General features: G+C 32.0%; 18 protein-coding genes and 1 rRNA gene. 1 reads left to right on the forward strand and 18 read right to left on the reverse strand.

Annotated elements, in window-relative coordinates; all coding sequences use genetic code 11:
- The 4 genes from ACMOUI_RS03195 to ACMOUI_RS03210 all read right to left on the reverse strand — a co-directional run.
- Window positions 1-309 (reverse strand): hypothetical protein (locus ACMOUI_RS03195; RefSeq protein WP_418964303.1); only part of this gene is annotated, 309 nt, incomplete at its 3' end.
- A 20-nt stretch (window positions 310-329) separates the two neighbouring features.
- Window positions 330-1,154, reverse strand: a complete 825-nt coding sequence (locus ACMOUI_RS03200; RefSeq protein WP_418964304.1) for a nitrilase-related carbon-nitrogen hydrolase — start codon at window positions 1,152-1,154, stop codon at window positions 330-332.
- 19 nt (window positions 1,155-1,173) lie between these two features.
- Window positions 1,174-1,857: a 2-C-methyl-D-erythritol 4-phosphate cytidylyltransferase gene (gene ispD, locus ACMOUI_RS03205; RefSeq protein ID WP_418964305.1), complete on the reverse strand. Its 684-nt coding sequence runs from the start codon at window positions 1,855-1,857 to the stop codon at window positions 1,174-1,176.
- The gene (locus tag ACMOUI_RS03210; RefSeq protein ID WP_418964306.1) at window positions 1,833-4,172 is read right to left on the reverse strand and encodes an endonuclease MutS2; all 2,340 of its coding nucleotides are present in this window, start codon (window positions 4,170-4,172) and stop codon (window positions 1,833-1,835) included. The genes ispD and ACMOUI_RS03210 overlap by 25 nt, the downstream gene beginning before the upstream one ends.
- Before the next feature lie 159 nt (window positions 4,173-4,331).
- Between ACMOUI_RS03210 and rpmB the strand changes: the two genes are divergently transcribed.
- On the forward strand, window positions 4,332-4,589 hold the full coding sequence (rpmB, locus tag ACMOUI_RS03215; RefSeq protein ID WP_418964307.1) for a 50S ribosomal protein L28: 258 nt from the start codon (window positions 4,332-4,334) through the stop codon (window positions 4,587-4,589).
- Window positions 4,590-4,721: 132 nt separating this feature from the next.
- Here rpmB and rpsR read toward each other — a convergent pair whose 3' ends face one another.
- The 14 genes from rpsR to rrf form a co-directional block, all read right to left on the reverse strand.
- Window positions 4,722-4,940 (reverse strand): 30S ribosomal protein S18, encoded by a 219-nt coding sequence (rpsR, locus tag ACMOUI_RS03220; RefSeq protein ID WP_023051045.1) that lies wholly within the window; start codon window positions 4,938-4,940, stop codon window positions 4,722-4,724.
- A gap of 46 nt (window positions 4,941-4,986) precedes the next feature.
- Window positions 4,987-5,271 (reverse strand): 30S ribosomal protein S6, encoded by a 285-nt coding sequence (gene rpsF, locus ACMOUI_RS03225; protein WP_418964308.1) that lies wholly within the window; start codon window positions 5,269-5,271, stop codon window positions 4,987-4,989.
- 104 nt (window positions 5,272-5,375) lie between these two features.
- Window positions 5,376-6,446, reverse strand: coding sequence for a cell division protein FtsZ (gene ftsZ, locus ACMOUI_RS03230; RefSeq protein ID WP_418964309.1), 1,071 nt, complete (start codon window positions 6,444-6,446; stop codon window positions 5,376-5,378).
- A 17-nt stretch (window positions 6,447-6,463) separates the two neighbouring features.
- Window positions 6,464-7,771 carry a cell division protein FtsA gene (gene ftsA, locus ACMOUI_RS03235; RefSeq protein ID WP_418964310.1) on the reverse strand — a complete coding sequence of 436 codons (1,308 nt, stop codon included), beginning with the start codon at window positions 7,769-7,771 and terminating at the stop codon, window positions 6,464-6,466.
- Entirely contained in the window at window positions 7,761-8,453 is a 693-nt protein-coding gene (locus ACMOUI_RS03240; protein WP_418964311.1) for a cell division protein FtsQ/DivIB, read from the reverse strand. The genes ftsA and ACMOUI_RS03240 overlap by 11 nt, the downstream gene beginning before the upstream one ends.
- A 33-nt stretch (window positions 8,454-8,486) precedes the next feature.
- The gene (locus ACMOUI_RS03245) at window positions 8,487-9,347 is read right to left on the reverse strand and encodes a D-alanine--D-alanine ligase (protein WP_418964312.1); all 861 of its coding nucleotides are present in this window, start codon (window positions 9,345-9,347) and stop codon (window positions 8,487-8,489) included.
- A gap of 14 nt (window positions 9,348-9,361) precedes the next feature.
- The gene (gene murB / locus ACMOUI_RS03250) at window positions 9,362-10,204 is read right to left on the reverse strand and encodes a UDP-N-acetylmuramate dehydrogenase (protein ID WP_418964313.1); all 843 of its coding nucleotides are present in this window, start codon (window positions 10,202-10,204) and stop codon (window positions 9,362-9,364) included.
- The gene (gene murC / locus ACMOUI_RS03255; protein ID WP_418964314.1) at window positions 10,191-11,540 is read right to left on the reverse strand and encodes a UDP-N-acetylmuramate--L-alanine ligase; all 1,350 of its coding nucleotides are present in this window, start codon (window positions 11,538-11,540) and stop codon (window positions 10,191-10,193) included. Before murC ends, murB begins: the two co-directional genes overlap by 14 nt.
- Window positions 11,541-12,617, reverse strand: coding sequence for an undecaprenyldiphospho-muramoylpentapeptide beta-N-acetylglucosaminyltransferase (gene murG / locus ACMOUI_RS03260; RefSeq protein WP_418964315.1), 1,077 nt, complete (start codon window positions 12,615-12,617; stop codon window positions 11,541-11,543).
- Between the two features lie 10 nt (window positions 12,618-12,627).
- Entirely contained in the window at window positions 12,628-13,941 is a 1,314-nt protein-coding gene (murD, locus tag ACMOUI_RS03265; RefSeq protein WP_418964316.1) for a UDP-N-acetylmuramoyl-L-alanine--D-glutamate ligase, read from the reverse strand.
- Window positions 13,942-13,999: 58 nt separating this feature from the next.
- Window positions 14,000-15,088, reverse strand: coding sequence for a phospho-N-acetylmuramoyl-pentapeptide-transferase (gene mraY, locus ACMOUI_RS03270; protein ID WP_418964317.1), 1,089 nt, complete (start codon window positions 15,086-15,088; stop codon window positions 14,000-14,002).
- A gap of 17 nt (window positions 15,089-15,105) precedes the next feature.
- Window positions 15,106-16,434, reverse strand: coding sequence for a UDP-N-acetylmuramoyl-tripeptide--D-alanyl-D-alanine ligase (locus ACMOUI_RS03275; protein WP_418964318.1), 1,329 nt, complete (start codon window positions 16,432-16,434; stop codon window positions 15,106-15,108).
- A 27-nt stretch (window positions 16,435-16,461) separates the two neighbouring features.
- Complete coding sequence (locus ACMOUI_RS03280; protein WP_418964319.1) at window positions 16,462-17,352, reverse strand: YegS/Rv2252/BmrU family lipid kinase; 891 nt, start codon at window positions 17,350-17,352, stop codon at window positions 16,462-16,464.
- A 34-nt stretch (window positions 17,353-17,386) separates the two neighbouring features.
- A 5S ribosomal RNA gene (gene rrf / locus ACMOUI_RS03285) occupies window positions 17,387-17,503 on the reverse strand.
- Window positions 17,504-17,520 lie beyond the last annotated feature (17 nt).

Genomic DNA, 17,520 nt, shown 5'->3' on the forward strand with positions numbered 1-17,520 from the left:
GATATATCCAAAATCAACTATTCCTACACAGGCTTTTCTATCAGATATAAAACTACTATCAGAAACCATATAAAGACCTCTGACATAGCCCAAAGCTTTTTTTACTTTATCATCAATATTAAAATTAGCATTATTCAAAAGATTTATTACATTGTCAAAATTTTTATGATCTATCTCTTCATTTACATATGCCACATTTATTCTATCACTTAAATAAACTCTAGGGTTCTCCTTACTCGCATAAAACACACCAGCGACAATACCAAAACCACAAAAGATTCCTAAAGCTATTTTCAAAGTTTTTTTCATCGGTACTCCTTTTAATAAATTTATCTACTTTTTTTTATTCTTCTTAACTCATTTAGTACTAAATCTATTTTTTCATTTTTACATGACCCCGATGCAAATCTAATCTTTACTATCTCTTTTTTATCAATTGAGACCTCTTGCCCATCCTCTTCAAACTGCTTCAATTTTTTTAACACATCTCCAGAAGGACTAATTGCAAAACTACCACCCCAGAAGTTTACTCCATCCTCTACCCCAACTCTATTTACTACCACAGTGAAACATCCATTACTGATAGCTGTTGTTCTACAAATACTTTCCCATACACTCTCTATCTCTAACCCTTTATCTGTAAGTCTAGTGGGACTATTCGCTATTATAAAAATCGTATGTGCTCCATCCTGTCCCAAAATATATGGATTACTCTGATGGAAAATATCTTCACAAATTAACATTCCCACTCTACCAAACTTAGTGTCAAAAGCTCTAACACTATCTCCCTCTTTAAAGTATCTTCCCTCATCAAAAAGACCATATGTTGGTAGATATATCTTTCTATGTCTATGTTTTATCTCTCCATCCTCTAAATAGAAAGCTGTATTATAATGATATAAATCTTCGCCTAATTCCACTGCCCCAAAAATTATTGAGATTTTTTTTGATAGTTCTAATAGTATCTCTGGCACCTTATCTATTGCCACATCATATACCATCTCTTCCAAAAGATATCCCGTCAAAGAAAGTTCTGGAAATACTACTATCTCTGTTCCTTTCTCAATTTGCTCTTCAACAATCTCAACTATTTTTTTTAAATTTTTTTCTGTATCTCCCAATATAGGCTTCATCTGAGCTAAAAAAACATTCATTTCTCTCTCCTTCTTAAAATTAAAGAAATTTTAAATCCTCAACAGTTGTAATTTTTAAGTTATCATAGTCCCCTATTATAACTTTGATTCGTCCACCTATTCTTTCAACTAAAGATGAGTCATCCGTTCCTAAGAATTTATCCTCTCTAGCTTTTCTATAGGCTTCTTTCAATATTTTTCCTCTAAATATCTGTGGCGTATGAATGGCTATATACTCATCTCGTCTTGGAGTTTCTATAACTTCTCCATTGGAATTAACTCTTTTTATCGTATCTTTCAATGGAACTCCCACTACAGCTCCGTCAATATCTAAATCTCTCTCCAATATCTCCAAGGCCTGTGAAAAATACTTCTCCTTCAAAAAAGGTCTAACTCCATCCTGTACTGCTATTATACTATTATCTTGACAATATTCCAACGCATTTTCAATAGAATATTGTCTTTCCTTTCCACCTGCAACAACTCTAGTCACTTTTTGAATCTGATACTCTTTGCAAAATTTCTTAACTAACTCTATTGATTCTAGTCCCGTAACAACAATAATACTTTCAATTGTAGAACTCTTTTCAGCAACTTCCAAAACTTTTAGAAATAGAGGTTTCCCCTCTATCTCTAAAAATTGTTTTGGATATCCAAGATTCATCCTCTTTCCAACTCCTGCAGCAGCCACTATCAAGGTTATTTTAGAGTCACCACTGTACATCCAATTCCTCCCTCATTATGACCACCTGTTCTGTAATCTTTTACATATCTTGAAGTTTTTAAAAAGTCCATTACTCCTGTTCTAAGAGCTCCTGTTCCTTTTCCATGAATTACATAGATCTCTGTATATCCATTCATAAGAGCTCTATCCATATAAGTTTCTAACTCATATATCGCCTCATCAACAAGTTTCCCTCTTAAATCAACTTCATTTTTAACTCTTGTTTTAGCGTGAGCATTTATAGGTCTATACTCCTTTTTCTTAGGTTCTACAACTGTTTTTACATCATCCATAGAAACTTCAAGTTTCAATATTCCAGCTTGAATATTAAGAGTCTCTTTATTTAGGTTTATCTTATTTACAATAGCATATTGATTTAAACTATTTACAAACACTCTATCTCCAATTTTATAGTCTATCTTTCTAGCTACTTTTGGTTTGACCTCAACATTTTCACTCTTCTCTTCTTGTAGGGATGTTCTAAGCATATTCAGTTTTTTCTGAACCTCTTTCAACTCCTCTTTAGTCTTATCCTCTTTTTGAATCTTATTAACTAGAGCAGCTGCCTTATTTTGCATATCTCTCATCATCAATTCAGCTTTTTCATAGGCTTCCTTCAATATTTGATTTTTCTCTTTTTCTAAAACTCTCAATTTTTCTTCATATTCATCTTTATCTTTTTGAGCCTGTGTTTTTAAGGCTTCAACTTCAGCTTGCATACTCTCTAACTCTAAAGATTTATCCTTTATATTGGATATCATTTTCTCAACTTTTTTATCTTCATCACTTATATAACTCTTAGCTCTTTCAATTATTACTTCAGAAACTCCCAATCTTTTAGCTATTGTCAAGGCATTACTCTCTCCAGGAACTCCTATTAACAATCTATATGTTGGTGACAGTGTCTCTACATTAAACTCCATTGATGCAGTCTCTATATCAACTTCGTTATATCCATAAGCTTTTACCTCACTGTAGTGAGTTGTTATTAGAGATTTACATCTCTTATCTTTTAAATAGTCAATTACAGCCATTGCAAAAGCTGATCCCTCCATAGGGTCAGTTCCAGATCCAAGCTCATCCAGTAGTACCAGTGAGGCCTTTGTAACTGAGTTTAATATCTCCTGTATATTTTTTAAATGAGCTGAAAATGATGATAGTGACTGTTCTATACTCTGCTCATCACCGATATCTGCAAATACTCCACTGAAAAAACCAATACTTGTCTTTTCATCCGCTGGGATTGGAACTCCAGCTAAAGTCATTAAAGTTAACAGTCCCGCCGTTTTTAGTGCTACTGTTTTTCCTCCAGTATTTGGTCCTGTTATAAGTAGTGTATTGTAGTCTCTTCCTATTTCAAAAGTTAAAGGAACCACTATATTCTCATCTATAAATGGGTGTCTAGCTTTTACTAAAGATAGCATCTCCTTATTATTTATCTCAGGGATTGAACATTTTTTTTCTATACCAAATTGAGATTTTCCATTTAATATATCCAGATACATTATTGTATTACCAATCTCATTTATTATAGGAGTATTAAGTCTAACTTGGTCAGTCAATCTTAGAAGTATCTTTCTGATCTCCTCTCTTTCCCTAACTTCAAGCTCTCTCATCTTATTGTTTAAAGATACAATAGATATTGGTTCTATAAACACAGTTGATCCACTTGATGATCTATCGTGCTCTATACCCTTAATAAGACCTTTAAAATCTGTTTTAACAGGTATTACACTTCTTCCATCTCTTGTTGTTATAATTTTCTCTTGAATAGCCTTAGAATAATTTGCATTTGAGAAAATCTCTTCAAATTTTCTTTTTATATTTGCAACCATATTTTTCTTCTGAAATCTTAGCTCTCTCAAATCAATAGATGCATCATCTTTTATATTTTTATCTGGATCTATCGCTTTATTTATTAAATCCTCAAAATTCTTAAGAGTTGGTACATTTATAAATTTACCTCTTAAATCTTTGTACTTTTCTAATGTTTCCAATCTCCCTTTGAAAATTCTAAAAATTCTAAGATTGATATTTAAAGCCCATAGATCCTCTGGCTCTAAATACATTCCAACAAGTTGAGATTTTCTAGTTATATTTACAATATCTCTCATTCCAGCTGGTTCAAATCCACCATCAAACTTTAAAAAATCCATAAAGTCCTTCACTATATCCAACTCTTTTCTAAGAGAGTTTATATCTTTAAAGGGCTCTAACTCCAATATTTTTTCTTGGTTTTCTTCAATTGTCATATAATGAGATAGCTCTTCTCTCAACTTATTAAACTCTAGTACTTTATAACTATGAATATTCATATTTCATATCACCTTTTCCATATGTATTTTACCTAATTATTATAACATATTTAATGTTTTTTATGAACTATTCCAAATAATTTAAAAAATACCTTGATATTTTCTTACAGTAATGGTATAATAATTTGCATGTTTATAACGAAAGCGAGGTGTAATAGAATGCAAAGATGTGAAATTACTGGAAAAGGAATTACTTTCGGAAATCAGATTTCTCACTCTCACAGAGTAACAGGAAGAGTTTGGAAACCTAACTTACAAACAACTAAGATTGTTATCAACGGTGTTGCTGTTAAAGTTAAAGTTTGTACAAAAACTTTAAAAACTTTAAAGAGTGCTAACGAGGTTGAAGTTATGCAAATTCTTAAAGCTAATGCTAATACTCTAAGTGCTAGACTTAGAAAAGTATTAAGCAAATAATGCTTATAAAAAAAGACAGCTTTAAATAAAAAAGCCTGTCTTTTTTTTATTTTTGTAACTATTTGTTTTATAACATAAACTATTGAGTATAGAAAAAGGGGTTGAAGATAGATATCTTCAACCCCATTATTTTTACTTCTCTACTCTTGTGTATGGAATAAGAGCGATGTTTCTAGCTCTCTTAACAGCTTTAGCTATCTTTCTTTGTAACTTAGCGTTAGCTCCTGTTACTCTAGAAGGATTGATTCTTCCTTTATCAGAAACGAATCTCTTTAATAAATCAACATTTTTGTAATCGATTTCTTCAGCTTTAACTCTTAATTTAGCTCTTCTTCTTCTGAATTCTGCCATTCTAATAACCTCCTTATTTGAGAATAAACGTTTTCTTTAGTTTTAATTAGTCGTTCTTAACTACGATGTATCTCATAACTTCTTCAGTTATGTTAAGCTTTGACTCAACCTCAGTTAACTTAGTACCGTCCATCTCTAAAGTAGTTAGTACGTAGAATCCTGTCTTCTTCTTATCGATTGGATAAGCAAGCTTTCTCTCTCCCCACTTCTCAGATTTAAGAACAGTTGCTCCAGCTACAGTTAAAATGTTGTTAACTTTAGCGATTACAGCTTCTCTTCCCTCTTCTAATATAGTTGGGTTGATGATGAACATTAATTCATACTTCTTCATGTTATTACCTCCTCCCTATGGTTTTAGCCCAAAATACACAATGATCTTGAGCAGGGCATTATTAATTCTAACATAGAATCAATAATTTTACAAGTCTTTTTTTGTTAGTCTCTTCTATTAGCTCTGATCCAAGGTGGAAGATCTAACTCATCTCTCACTTCAGCTGTTTCCTCAACTTTTGGAGTCTCTGCTTTTTTCTCTACATTGATAAATGATTCTGTTTTCTCCTGTTCATCACCAAAACTATTAGCGATTATTGTAACTTGAATCTTATCTCCATATGATTCATCAGCAGTGATACCAAACATTATATCCTCAGCTGTTTTTCCCGCAGCTTCTTTAACTATATTAGCTATTGCTTGCGCTTCCATAAGCCCTAAGTTCGACGATCCAGCTATATTGATTAAAACTTTACTCGCTCCCATAATTGATTTCTCTAAAAGAGGTGATGATAGAGCTTTTTCTGTAGCTTTTGCAACTCTGTTCTCTCCCTCTCCCTCTCCAAATCCTAAAACAGCAACTCCTGAGTTTTGCATAGTCGCTTTAATGTCAGCGAAGTCCAAGTTTATAAGTCCTCTACCTATCATTAGGTCAGCGATTCCTTTGATACCTATTTTTAAGATATTGTTAGCTTCTTTAAAAGCGTTTTGAAGAGTTATTGTTTTCTCTGGTAGTTCAAATAGTTTATCATTAGGAATGATTACCAATGAATCCACATGCTTCTCTAAGTTCGATAAACCTAAATCAGCATTATTTTTTCTCTTTCTTCCTTCAAAAGAGAATGGTCTTGTTACTATACCTATTGTTAATACTCCCATCTCCTTAGCTATTTTAGCTATAACTGGTGCAGAACCTGTCCCTGTTCCTCCACCCATTCCAGCTGTTATAAATAGCATATCTGTTTCTTCCAATAGATTTCTTAATTTTTCTACATCCTCTTCAGCTGCTTGCTTTCCAACTTCTGGGTCAGCTCCAGCTCCCAGACCTCTTGTTAATTTCTCTCCCAATTGAACTCTTATATCCGCTAAAGAGTTGTTTAAATCCTGGGCATCCGTATTTGCCGCAATATATTCTACACCTGTTACCCCAGCTGAAATCATGTCATTTATTGCATTTCCTCCAGCTCCTCCAGCTCCGATTACTTTTATCTTTACTTCACACTCGTTATTAAACATTTTCATACAGCTCCTTATTATATAAAGTTAGAAATCCATTTTTTTATTTTGTTTAAAGCTCCATCTGTAACTACTTCCTCTTCATACTCCTCTTCATAGTCCTCTTGTCTAAAGATTGTCTCATTGATAGGAAGTTCCGTAAAGACCTCTTCCTCTTTTTCCATAGCTACAAACTCATCTTTTAAACTGTCACTTTTTACTTCGTTTCTCTTTTGAAATTCCGCTTCTAATTTTGTCAGTAAAATACCAATTACTGTTGACATAGAGGGATTTACATTTTCTAGTCCTCTCAATGGGAATGGGTTAACCTTTCTAACAGCACACTCCATTTTGCTTCCCACTTTACTGAAAATCTCATCTATTGCAACAGCACCTCCAGTAAAGGCCAATCCTTTTCCTAAATAACCATTAAATCCTGATTCCTCTATAGTTTTAGAGATAAAATTGATCAAGTCACCTGTTCTAGCATCTATAATCTCTTTGATCTCATCTAAGCTATATTCGCCATTCTCTGTCTTTATTAGCCCATTTGAATACTGTTTGCTTCTCAATTTCTCAAGAATCTCTTTAGCCTCTTTTTTTGGTATTTTTAAAAGATAACTTATATCATTTACAAAATGCATTCCACCTATTGATAAAGATTTTGTATAAATTATTTTATCATTTTTATAGATAGCTATGTCTGTAACTCCCTCTCCTATATCGATTAGAGCTACTCCCATCTGTCTATCTTCATACTCTAGTGTTGATTTTGCAGATGATGAAGCATTTAAAAATATATCTTCAATCTCCAATCCAGCACTATTTACAACTTCCACAATTGGATCTAACTGATCTTTTTTTATTGTTATCAGATGCACATCCCCTTGAATACTTTTTCCAATTTGCCCAATTGGATTTTTTAGTATTCCTGAGCTATTAACTCTAACGTTATATGCCTCTTGCTCTATAACAATCTCATCGTCTTTTAATATATTACTTTTTACTAATTCAACTAAGTTGTACATATCCTGAGCTGTAATCTCTTTTTCATTGAATTCGATACAACCATGGTCAGTTTTTGACACAATTCTATCGCTACTAACTCCCAAAGATACCGCTTCAAACTCTCTGCCATTTCTTTGTTCTAACTCTTTTAATCCCTTAGCTATACTTGCACTTAAAAGTTCTGAATCCTCCACTACCGATCTCTTTATGCCTTCACTTGGCACCTCTAAGTAATCTAGTACTCTTAACTTCAATCCCTCTGTACTAAGTTCTCCAAGAATAAATTTAATTTTACCATTTCCAATATCTAAAGCTAGTTTTGTAATATTATCTCGCACTTTTCCCCTCCTTTTCCCTTACTATTATATCTTTAAATCTTATATCTATATAATCTATCTCCTTAGTTTTTATCAACTCCTTATATAGATTCATTATTATCTCATACTTATTTTTTGAAACTTCTGGCTCTGTCTTTATCTTTGTCCCATCTCTCAATATAATGTAAATCAACTTTTTATTTTCCACATACAGTTGTGAAACTTCATCTCTTAAATCCAGCTCTTTTAGTTTTTCCATTATTTCCAAAAGTTCATCTTTTTCATCATTAGCTTTTATTACAAGAATTGGCATACTTTTTTTAGGATATTCATCTAGTTTTCCAAAAATTGTTCCCTCTCCATCCATTGTATATATTCCCGATTTATATTGAGCATAATAACTACTATCTTTTTCTGTAACATCAATAGTTATCTCATTTAACTTCTGTTTAGAAACACTGGCTTTTTTTATTCTGACATCTTTAAGCAGTTTTTTTTCTAAACCTTCCAAATTTAAATCATTTATATTTTTTCCCAAAATTTCATTTTTTATTTTTTCTAAGTCTAGTTTTAGATTTGGTGAAACATCGCTAATTTGAACTTTTGAAATATTGAAAAACACTCTGTTTTTAAAGTCTTTTTCAACCTGAATTACAATAAAAGTTAGTGCCAATATTATAGCAATTTTAAATACTTTTTTCAAGAATCTCTCCCTGTTATTTCATATATTTTCTAACTAACAACTCTCAACTATCATCTTTGTCAAATCATCAAAAGAATATCCCTTTAATGCTGCTAATTTCGGTGCTAAACTTGTCTCAGTCATACCTGGGCAAGTATTTACCTCTAAGAAATAAGTTTTCCCATCCTTCAGCATAAAATCACTTCTTGTCACACCTTTCAATCCCAATTTTTCATGAATTTTTCTTGCGGCCTCTGAGGCCTCCTCATAAGCCTTTTCATCTATTTGAGCTGGACACTCATACTCTGTCATTCCAACAGTATACTTTGATTTATAATCATATAGACCTGATTTTGGTTTTATTCTAACCACGCCTAATTTTTCACCATTCAACACTCCAGCAGTCAGTTCATCACCCTTTATAAACTCCTCTATCAAAGGCTCTTTTCCTTGTAATGTTTCATATGCACTCTTTGCCTCTTCCTCTGTGTTACATATATATAATCCAACACTTGAACCCTCTTTAGCTGGTTTTATAACCACTGGATAGCTGTCTATCTCCTCTACTGATTCATAAGTTTTTGCAACTCTTATACCTAGATCTCTAGCTATTATTTTAGTCAGAATCTTATCCATTGCAACAGCACTTCCTGTAACTCCTGATCCCGTATATTTTTTCCCTAACATATCTAAGACAGCCTGAACTCTACCGTCCTCACCATATTCACCATGGAGAGCCAAGTACACTAAGTCATACTCATTCTCTGTAAATGCTGACACTAAATTATCCCTTGTTAAATCTATTTTATATGCGTCATATCCCTGTCTCAATAAACTATTTAAAACAGCCTGACCACTTCTTAAAGAAACTTCTCTCTCCGATGTAATTCCACCCATAACAACTGCTATTCTCACTTAATTCCTCCTAGTTAGCTTCTTACAATTATAATCTCTTCTTCCAATTGTATTCCAGTTTTATTTTTTACACCTGCTTTTACCTCTTCGATTATATCGATAATATCTTTAAACTTAGCTTCTCCCTTGTTTACAACAAAGTTTGGATGCACCATAGATATCTCAGCTCCACCCACTCTTTTTCCTTGAAGCCCAGCTTCTATTATAAGTCTTGCTGAAAAATAACCCTCTGGATTTTTAAAAGTACTACCTAAATTTGGTTCATTCAGTGGGTGATTTTCACTTCTTTTAAGCTTATATCTCTCTACAACCTCACCTAAATATCCCTTATCAAATTTAAAGGTTGCACTTACAACAACCCATTTTTTTTCTTTTATCTCTGTCACTCTATATGAAAACTTTAGATTCTCTTTCTCTATTCTTCTAAGCTCATTATTTTCATCTATAATTTCAACAGATATTATTCTGTCAAAAATCTCTGTTCCATGGGCTCCACCATTCATAAACACAAGTCCACCAACACTTCCTGGTATTCCAGCTAAATTTTCTAGACCAGTATAATTCTTTTCAGCCATATAGTCTATCAGTTTAGAGAAGTCTAATCCCGCTCCAACCTCAACTATTCCATCCCCTTTATCATCTATATAATCAATCGCTTTAAGAGATATAAAGATTGTCTCTAACTCTCCATCAGCTATTAAAGTATTTGTTCCATTTCCTAAAATAAATGTATTCTCTTTCTCTTTTAAAACCTCTAATAATTCATCTCTATTTTCAATCTCTATATACTCTTTTGCTATGCCCCCAATCTTCATATTTGAGTGCTCTTTCATAATGTGATTTTTATATAACTTCATTTCCTGTTCTCCCTATATTCTCTGCGATAGTGTGAGCTAATGTAGATATGCTTCCAGCTCCCATAAATAAGAATGTGGCAGATCCTTTCTCTCCTGCTACTATTTTTTCTATCTCTTCATTTTTCTCTATTATTCTACAGTGTTTATGTCCAATTTTCTCCTTTAGCTTCTCTAAAGTTACTCCAAACTCATTTTTCTCCCCTGCACTATAAACAGGCATCAGTATAACTTCATCCACACCTTCAAAACTACCTTTAAACTCATTTAAAAGGAATTTTACACGACTGTATCTATGAGGTTGGAAAATAGCTACTGTCTTATTTTTCTCTATAGTTCTTGCCCCCTGAATAGTGGCTTTTATCTCTGTTGGATGATGTGCATAATCATCTATTATTCTTATTTTATCACTGTGAAGAATATCATATCTTCTTTTAGCTCCTTTGAACTCTAAAAGTTTTTGTGCTATTCTTTCCTTTGAAATACCATATTTTTTTGCTAAATATATTACAGGTAAAGCATTTTGAATATTGTGATTACCTGGGATAGAGAGTTCAAACTCTCCGAAAAACTCTCCATCAATATTTACTTTAAATATTGTTTTTGAATCTATTATTCTAATATCTGTAGCTATTATATCTGAATCTGTCTTTTTTATACTATAAGTTTTTACATTTTTTCTATTTTTTATCAATTCTAAACTCTCTTGGCAATCATCACAAACTAAAATCTCCTCCTTTGTTTGATCCATAAATTGCTTAAATGAGTTTTTTATATTTTCAAGTGACCCATGATTTTCAAGGTGATCTGCCTCAATGTTTGTAATAATTGAAATTTCTGGTGTTAGATGTAAAAACGAGTTGTCACTTTCATCCGCTTCTGCTATAAAAATCTCTTTTTTTCCACATCTAGCATTAGAACCTATCTCTGGTAAAATTCCACCAACCACTATCGTTGGATCAATATCTAAAAGTAGTGACCCTAACATAGAACTTGTTGTTGTTTTTCCATGAGTTCCAGCTACTGCTATTCCCTTCTCTTTATTCATTAAAAGAGATAGTAACTCCCCTCTTTTAATTATCTTTATTCCTAACTCCTTAGCTTTTTGTATCTCTGGATTTTCCTGTTTTATAGCACTTGAAGCGACTACTAAATCTGACCCCACAACATTTTGTGCAAGATGCTCTCCAAACACTTTTATCCCTAAACTTTCTAACTCCTCTGTCACGTAGTTTCTAGAAAGGTCTGCCCCACAAACTTCATAACCTTTTAACTTCATGATTTTTGCTAATCCACTCATTCCAATTCCATTTATTCCAATAAAGTATATTTTTTCCATTTAATTCCTCCATATATCTAAGCATTCTAGAATTTTCTCAGCTGCGTTGCTCTTTTTTAAATTTTTAGCTTTTCTACTCATTTTATTTAGTTCCTCATCATTTTTTATAAGCTCCAAAGCTTTTTCAAGAGCTTCTTCAGCTTTACTGTCGCTGTATAAAAGAGCAGCTTCATTCTCTGCTAATATTTTAGCATTTTGATACTGCCCAACTTTAATTGAGTTATACGGTATCAGGATGGATGGTTTTTCCAATTGCATTATCTCTGAAACTGTCAGAGCTCCAGCTCTACAAACAATCAAATCTGCTGCAGCCATTATATTTATCATATTATTAAAATATGGTTTTATTATGTCGCTAACTTTAATCTGTTGATCCTCTAATTTTTCATTTATCTCATTAAAGTTTTTCTCACCTGTAGCCCAATATATTCTAATACTTTTATCTTTATAAATATCTTTCAGATTTTTAATTACAGCCTCATTTAAAGATTTTGCCCCCAAACTTCCACCTGTTATTAAAAGTACCTTCTCATCTTTTCCTATCTTTAGTCTTTCTCTCTCTGTTTCTTTATCCATTGTATAGATATCCTCTCTCAATGGATTCCCCGTCACTAGAAATTTGTGCTGATCCTTTACTGATATCTCCTCATAAGTTGTATCAAAGGCTAAAAAACATTTTTTTGCTATTTTATAAAATAGTTTATTGGCCATTCCTAAATCTGCATTTTGCTCTTGTAAATATATTTTTTTTCCCAAAATCATCCCTGCGAACAACACCGGTATTGATATATAATTACCAAATCCCACAATTATATCTGGCTGTTCTTTTTTTACTATTTTAAAAGCTTGTAAAAAGGCTTTTATATTTGATGGTATCTTTTTCAAATTTTGAAATGGATGTATATCTATTCCTGAAAACTTAAATCCCTCTTCTGGAACAAGGTCCTTTTCCATTCTTGTGGAACTACCTACAAATAGAACTTCCATCCCTCTATCTATAAGTTTTTTTCCCACTGCTAAAGCTGGATATATATGACCTCCTGTTCCACCAGTCGTTATAATTATTTTTTTTTTCATAAACTCTCTCCTAATTAAAATAACTTATTACCAACTCTTTGAAAATTTTTCCTCTTTCTTCAAAGTTTTTAAATTGGTCAAAACTTGATGTAGCTGGAGAAAATAGTACAATCTCCCTCTCGTTTTGGTTAATCTTTAATTTTATTTGCTCTAAAACTCTATCCAAGGTTTTTAGATTAAAAATCTTGTCTTTTGGATAACCCATTTTCAGTAATCCAGCTTCAAGACTATCTGCTATATCTCCAATTAGATAAACCTCTTTCACTCTATCTTTAATCAGTTTTTCCAAAGGTGTCAAATCCAATCTCTTATCATATCCACCACATATTAAAATAGGCTTTTCAAAAGCTTCCACTGCAAATTTTGTTGAGTCTATGTTCGTTCCTTTGGAGTCATTTATAAACTCCACTTTTCCATAGCTAAAGAAGTTTTCCATTCTGTGTTCCAAAGTTTTCGTAGAGTATAAAAACTCTCTTATAACTTCAGTTGGTATATCTAAAATTTTACCTACACAAACTATAAATAACATATTTTCTAAGTTATGTTTTCCTTTTAAGGATGCAAGCTCTATATCTAAAACCGATTCATCCTTAAAGTATATCTTTCCCTCTTTAGCAAAAACTAACTCTTTTCTATCTGTTTCAGTGCTTCCTAAAAATATTATGTTTCCAGAAATTTTTTTAACTCTTTTCAAACTTTCAGCACATGAAGTATTTACTAGAAAATATTCTCTTTCCTTTTGTTTGTTCCCTATATTAAACTTTGTGTCATAATAGTGATCTAAATCTCTATATCTTGACAGGTGATCTGGCGTTAAATTAATCACTAAGCAAATATCCGCTTTAAACTCTTTTATATTTTCTAGTTGGTAAGAACTGGCCTCTAAAACATAGTAATCAAGAGTTGGATTTTCCATAACAGTTTCACTGAAAGAGTATCCTATATTCCCACAGACCTTTGCCTTGTATCCAGCTTTTCCAAGCATTTCCTGTATCTTTGAAGTAACTGTTGTCTTTCCATTTGTCCCTGTTATAGCTATTATTTTACCTTTGATATTGTTAATCATCTTATATCTATAACCTAGTTCTATATCATCTATAACCTCTATCCCTAATTCCAAAGCTTTTTTCACTAACTCTGTATAGGGTACACCTGGACTTTTAATAAAAATATTTATACTATCAGTTTCCAATATTTTCAATCCATCCTCTGAAGAGATTCCTGTTTTATCATCAATTAAAAAAACTTTATATCCCATTTTTTTCAAAGTTTTCTCTGAACCCTTTCCACTAACTCCAGCTCCAAAAATCATCGCCTTTTTCATGGATCTACCTCCTTATTTTTAAACGACAAAAACCACAGTGATTTTCACTGTGGTCCTATTATAGTATTCCTCTTAATCTCACTATACCTAAAGCTATCATTCCTAAAAACAATGCCACAATCCAAAATCTCATTGTCACTTTTGTTTCAGGTAATCCTGCTAGTTCAAAATGATGGTGTATCGGTGCCATTCTAAATACTCTTTTACCCCTCATTTTAAAAGACCCCACCTGAAGAATAACAGATACAGCTTCTAAAACAAATACTCCGCCTATTATCGGTAAAAGCAACTCCTGTTTTAAAAGGATTGCTACAACTCCCAAAATCCCTCCTAATGTCAAAGATCCTGTGTCTCCCATAAAGATTTGAGCAGGATAAAAATTATACCATAAGAATCCCAATCCAGCTCCTATTAAAGCGGATAAAAACACTGATAACTCACCTATACCTGCTATATAGTGTAAATTAAGGTGATTACTTAACTCTATATGACCAGTGAAATACGCTATTATTCCTAAAATTGTCGCACCTATTATTACAGGCATTATTGCCAATCCGTCCAATCCATCTGTTATATTTACCGCATTTGAAGTTCCCATCAGTACCAAAGCTATAAAGATTAACATAAGAAAACTTCCCAAGTAAAAATTACTATTTGAAATTACAGGATTTACAATAGATAGGTCTAAAATTTTATTTCCTGTTAAACCAAACTCCTTTATAAAAAACCAAGTTACAACAGCTATAAAGCATTGTCCTATTAATTTTTTCTTACCTGACAACCCCTTTTTATTGACTGTAAATTTTTTATAATCATCTATAAAACCTATACTACTAAAGAGAATAGTCACTATGAACATCAAGATTAAAAATTTATTAAAAAGATCTCCCACCAATAAAGATGTCACTAGAGTTCCAAATATTATTAAAATTCCACCCATAGTTGGAGTTCCTTTTTTTGAGAAATGACTTACTGGTCCTTCCTCTCTAATAGACTCTCCAAATTTTTTTACTTTTAAATACTGTATAAATGGTTTTCCAGTCATTAAAACAACTAAAAATGCTAATATAAATGCTAAAAAACTTCTTAAATATATAGATTTAAGCCCCTCTAAAACTGGTAAATATCCTGCCAATAAGTATAGCATCCCTCTTACTCCTTTAACTACATAATTATTTCTTCTAACTTCATCCCTCTTGACCCTTTTAATAGAACAGCGATATTTTCCATTTTATTAAGCCCATCTTTTATAGCACTTTTCTCTGTAAAATAGGTTATTCTAGAATCATTTATAATCTCTGAAGCCTTTTTCATTCTTTCTCCATAGATAAATATCTTATCAAAATTGTGTTTTAGAGATTCTATCAATATATCTCTATGATACTCTATCTCTTTCTCTCCCAACTCTAAAGCATCACCTAAAACCACAATTTTTTTCCTCTCTAAAGGCAATGATGAAAACGCTTTAAGTGCCATTTCCATTGATACTGGGCTGGCATTATATGCATCATTTATAAACAATATACCATCTTTTTCTATTTTCTCAAATCTCATTGAAGTGATCTTTATATGGTTCAATGATTTTTTTATATCTGAATGTGGTATATTAAGTAGTTTACCTAAAACAATAGCAAATGAAGAGTTTATAACATTATATAGACCATTTAAAGGTGTAAAATACTCCTCCCCATTCAATTTAAAATAAACTCCCTCATATTTTTCTATCTCATCGGTTACCACATAGTCATTTCCCATTTTAAATCCGACTTTTATAGCTTCCAAATTTTTAAGATATGGATCATCTCCATAGACTAAAACACGACTTTTATCCACATATTTTAGAACCTCAGTTTTAGCTTTAAAAACATTGTCTCTATTCTTTAGAAACTCTAGGTGAGAATCTCCAATATTTGTTATTATTGCATAATCTGGTTGAGCTATTTGAGATAATATATCTATCTCTCCAAGACTACTCATACCCATTTCCAGAACTGCCACCTCATCTTCCTCTTGAAGTTGAAGTATTGAAAATGGTAAACCAATTTGATTATTGTAGTTTCCTAAAGTTTTTTTTGCCCTATATTTACTAGATACAACTCCAAACACCAGATCTTTTGTTGTAGTCTTCCCTTCACTTCCAGTTATTGCAACCACCTTGATATTTAAGGATTCTCTATACACCTTAGCTATATCTTGCAAAAATTTTACACTATCTCTAACCTCTATTATTCTGGGGTTATTTGATGTCTGCGCTCTATCGGCGACAACAATCTCAGCTCCTCTTTCAAAAGCTTCCTCTATATAGTTATTTCCATTATTAATCGCTATAAACAATGACCCTTTTTCCACTTTTTTACTGTCCATTTGGATATTTTTTATGAATAAATCCTCTGGTAAAGCCACTTTTAATTTTTGAAAATAGTTTATTAAAACTTCAGTAAATTTTTTCAATTTTACATCCCCTTTTTTTATATTTACTATACATTTTACCATTTTTTTAGTACTCTTTTCAAATTTTTTTTAACTAATACCTAAAACTTTTAATCCTCTATGGATGCACTCTATCTCTATTGGTAATTTTGGACCAATCTCCCCATCTATATCTGTAGAGTAATTTTCAACACCTACAATTTTCATAGATTTAGTTTTAAAATATTTTACTGAATGTATATTTTTTTCTAGATGTGTTTTTGTTGCCAATGCCGCGCTTATCTCAGGAACATCCACAATAAAATCTGGTTTTAAAAGTAACACATCAAAGTATCCGTCATCCAGTTTTGCATTGTAGGCTAGCTCAAAATTTCCTGCGCTCTTTCCATTAAAAACTAAAAGTGATACTATATCAGTTATTGCACTATATTCATCACTCTCTAGTATTATTTTCAATTTTTTTATTTTTGTCATCTCTTTAATACCATTTAAAATATATGCTAATTTCCCCATAGTTTTTATCATGTTTCTGTCTGTAGTTTGAGAAATTGTAGAAAATACTCCAATACTAGCTATATTTATAAAATATCGATCATTTATTCTGCCTAAATCAATCTCTTTTATCTCAGTAGACAATATTTTTCTACAAGCCTTTTCTATATTTTTGGGCATACCTATAACATTGGCAAAATCGTTGGCAGTTCCTGTTGGCAATACAGCAATTGGAATATCCACATCATTTTTTTTTAGAATATTCACAAAACTATTGATTGTTCCATCTCCACCTGAAATTAAAAAATGATTGTAATCATCTATATCTTTTAAGATATCCTCTTTGTTACATCCCTTGGAAACTCTAAAAATATCAACAATATATCCATGTTCTTGGTATACTTCAAAAATCTTATCCAGCTCTTTTAAAATTTTTCCACCACCTGAAACAGGATTATATATCAATTTTACTTTATTTTGTTTTATCATATAACCATCCTCCAGTTTTTAGGTATAAAAAAAAGATTGGCAACTTCCTATCCTCCCAGGGGGCTGCCCCCCAAGTACTTTCAGCGTTTATGGGCTTAACTTCCAGGTTCGAAATGTTACTGGGTGTACCTCCATAGCTATCGTTGCCAATCAATATTTAGTTTACTT

Origin of the sequence: Cetobacterium sp., assembly GCF_048470075.1 — a bacterium.
Taxonomy (GTDB): Bacteria; Fusobacteriota; Fusobacteriia; order Fusobacteriales; family Fusobacteriaceae; genus Cetobacterium_A.

What these genes read in the sequence shown, in the direction of transcription:
- ACMOUI_RS03200 (WP_418964304.1), bottom strand. Translation starts at nt 1,154, where the DNA reads ATGAATGTTTTTTTAGCTCAGATGAAGCCTATATTGGGAGATACAGAA.
- ispD (WP_418964305.1), bottom strand. Translation starts at nt 1,857, where the DNA reads ATGTACAGTGGTGACTCTAAAATAACCTTGATAGTGGCTGCTGCAGGA.
- ACMOUI_RS03210 (WP_418964306.1), bottom strand. Translation starts at nt 4,172, where the DNA reads ATGAATATTCATAGTTATAAAGTACTAGAGTTTAATAAGTTGAGAGAA.
- rpmB (WP_418964307.1), top strand. Translation starts at nt 4,332, where the DNA reads ATGCAAAGATGTGAAATTACTGGAAAAGGAATTACTTTCGGAAATCAG.
- rpsR (WP_023051045.1), bottom strand. Translation starts at nt 4,940, where the DNA reads ATGGCAGAATTCAGAAGAAGAAGAGCTAAATTAAGAGTTAAAGCTGAA.
- rpsF (WP_418964308.1), bottom strand. Translation starts at nt 5,271, where the DNA reads ATGAAGAAGTATGAATTAATGTTCATCATCAACCCAACTATATTAGAA.
- ftsZ (WP_418964309.1), bottom strand. Translation starts at nt 6,446, where the DNA reads ATGTTTAATAACGAGTGTGAAGTAAAGATAAAAGTAATCGGAGCTGGA.
- murB (WP_418964313.1), bottom strand. Translation starts at nt 10,204, where the DNA reads ATGAAGTTATATAAAAATCACATTATGAAAGAGCACTCAAATATGAAG.
- murC (WP_418964314.1), bottom strand. Translation starts at nt 11,540, where the DNA reads ATGGAAAAAATATACTTTATTGGAATAAATGGAATTGGAATGAGTGGA.
- murG (WP_418964315.1), bottom strand. Translation starts at nt 12,617, where the DNA reads ATGAAAAAAAAAATAATTATAACGACTGGTGGAACAGGAGGTCATATA.
- murD (WP_418964316.1), bottom strand. Translation starts at nt 13,941, where the DNA reads ATGAAAAAGGCGATGATTTTTGGAGCTGGAGTTAGTGGAAAGGGTTCA.
- mraY (WP_418964317.1), bottom strand. Translation starts at nt 15,088, where the DNA reads ATGCTATACTTATTGGCAGGATATTTACCAGTTTTAGAGGGGCTTAAA.
- ACMOUI_RS03275 (WP_418964318.1), bottom strand. Translation starts at nt 16,434, where the DNA reads ATGGTAAAATGTATAGTAAATATAAAAAAAGGGGATGTAAAATTGAAA.
- ACMOUI_RS03280 (WP_418964319.1), bottom strand. Translation starts at nt 17,352, where the DNA reads ATGATAAAACAAAATAAAGTAAAATTGATATATAATCCTGTTTCAGGT.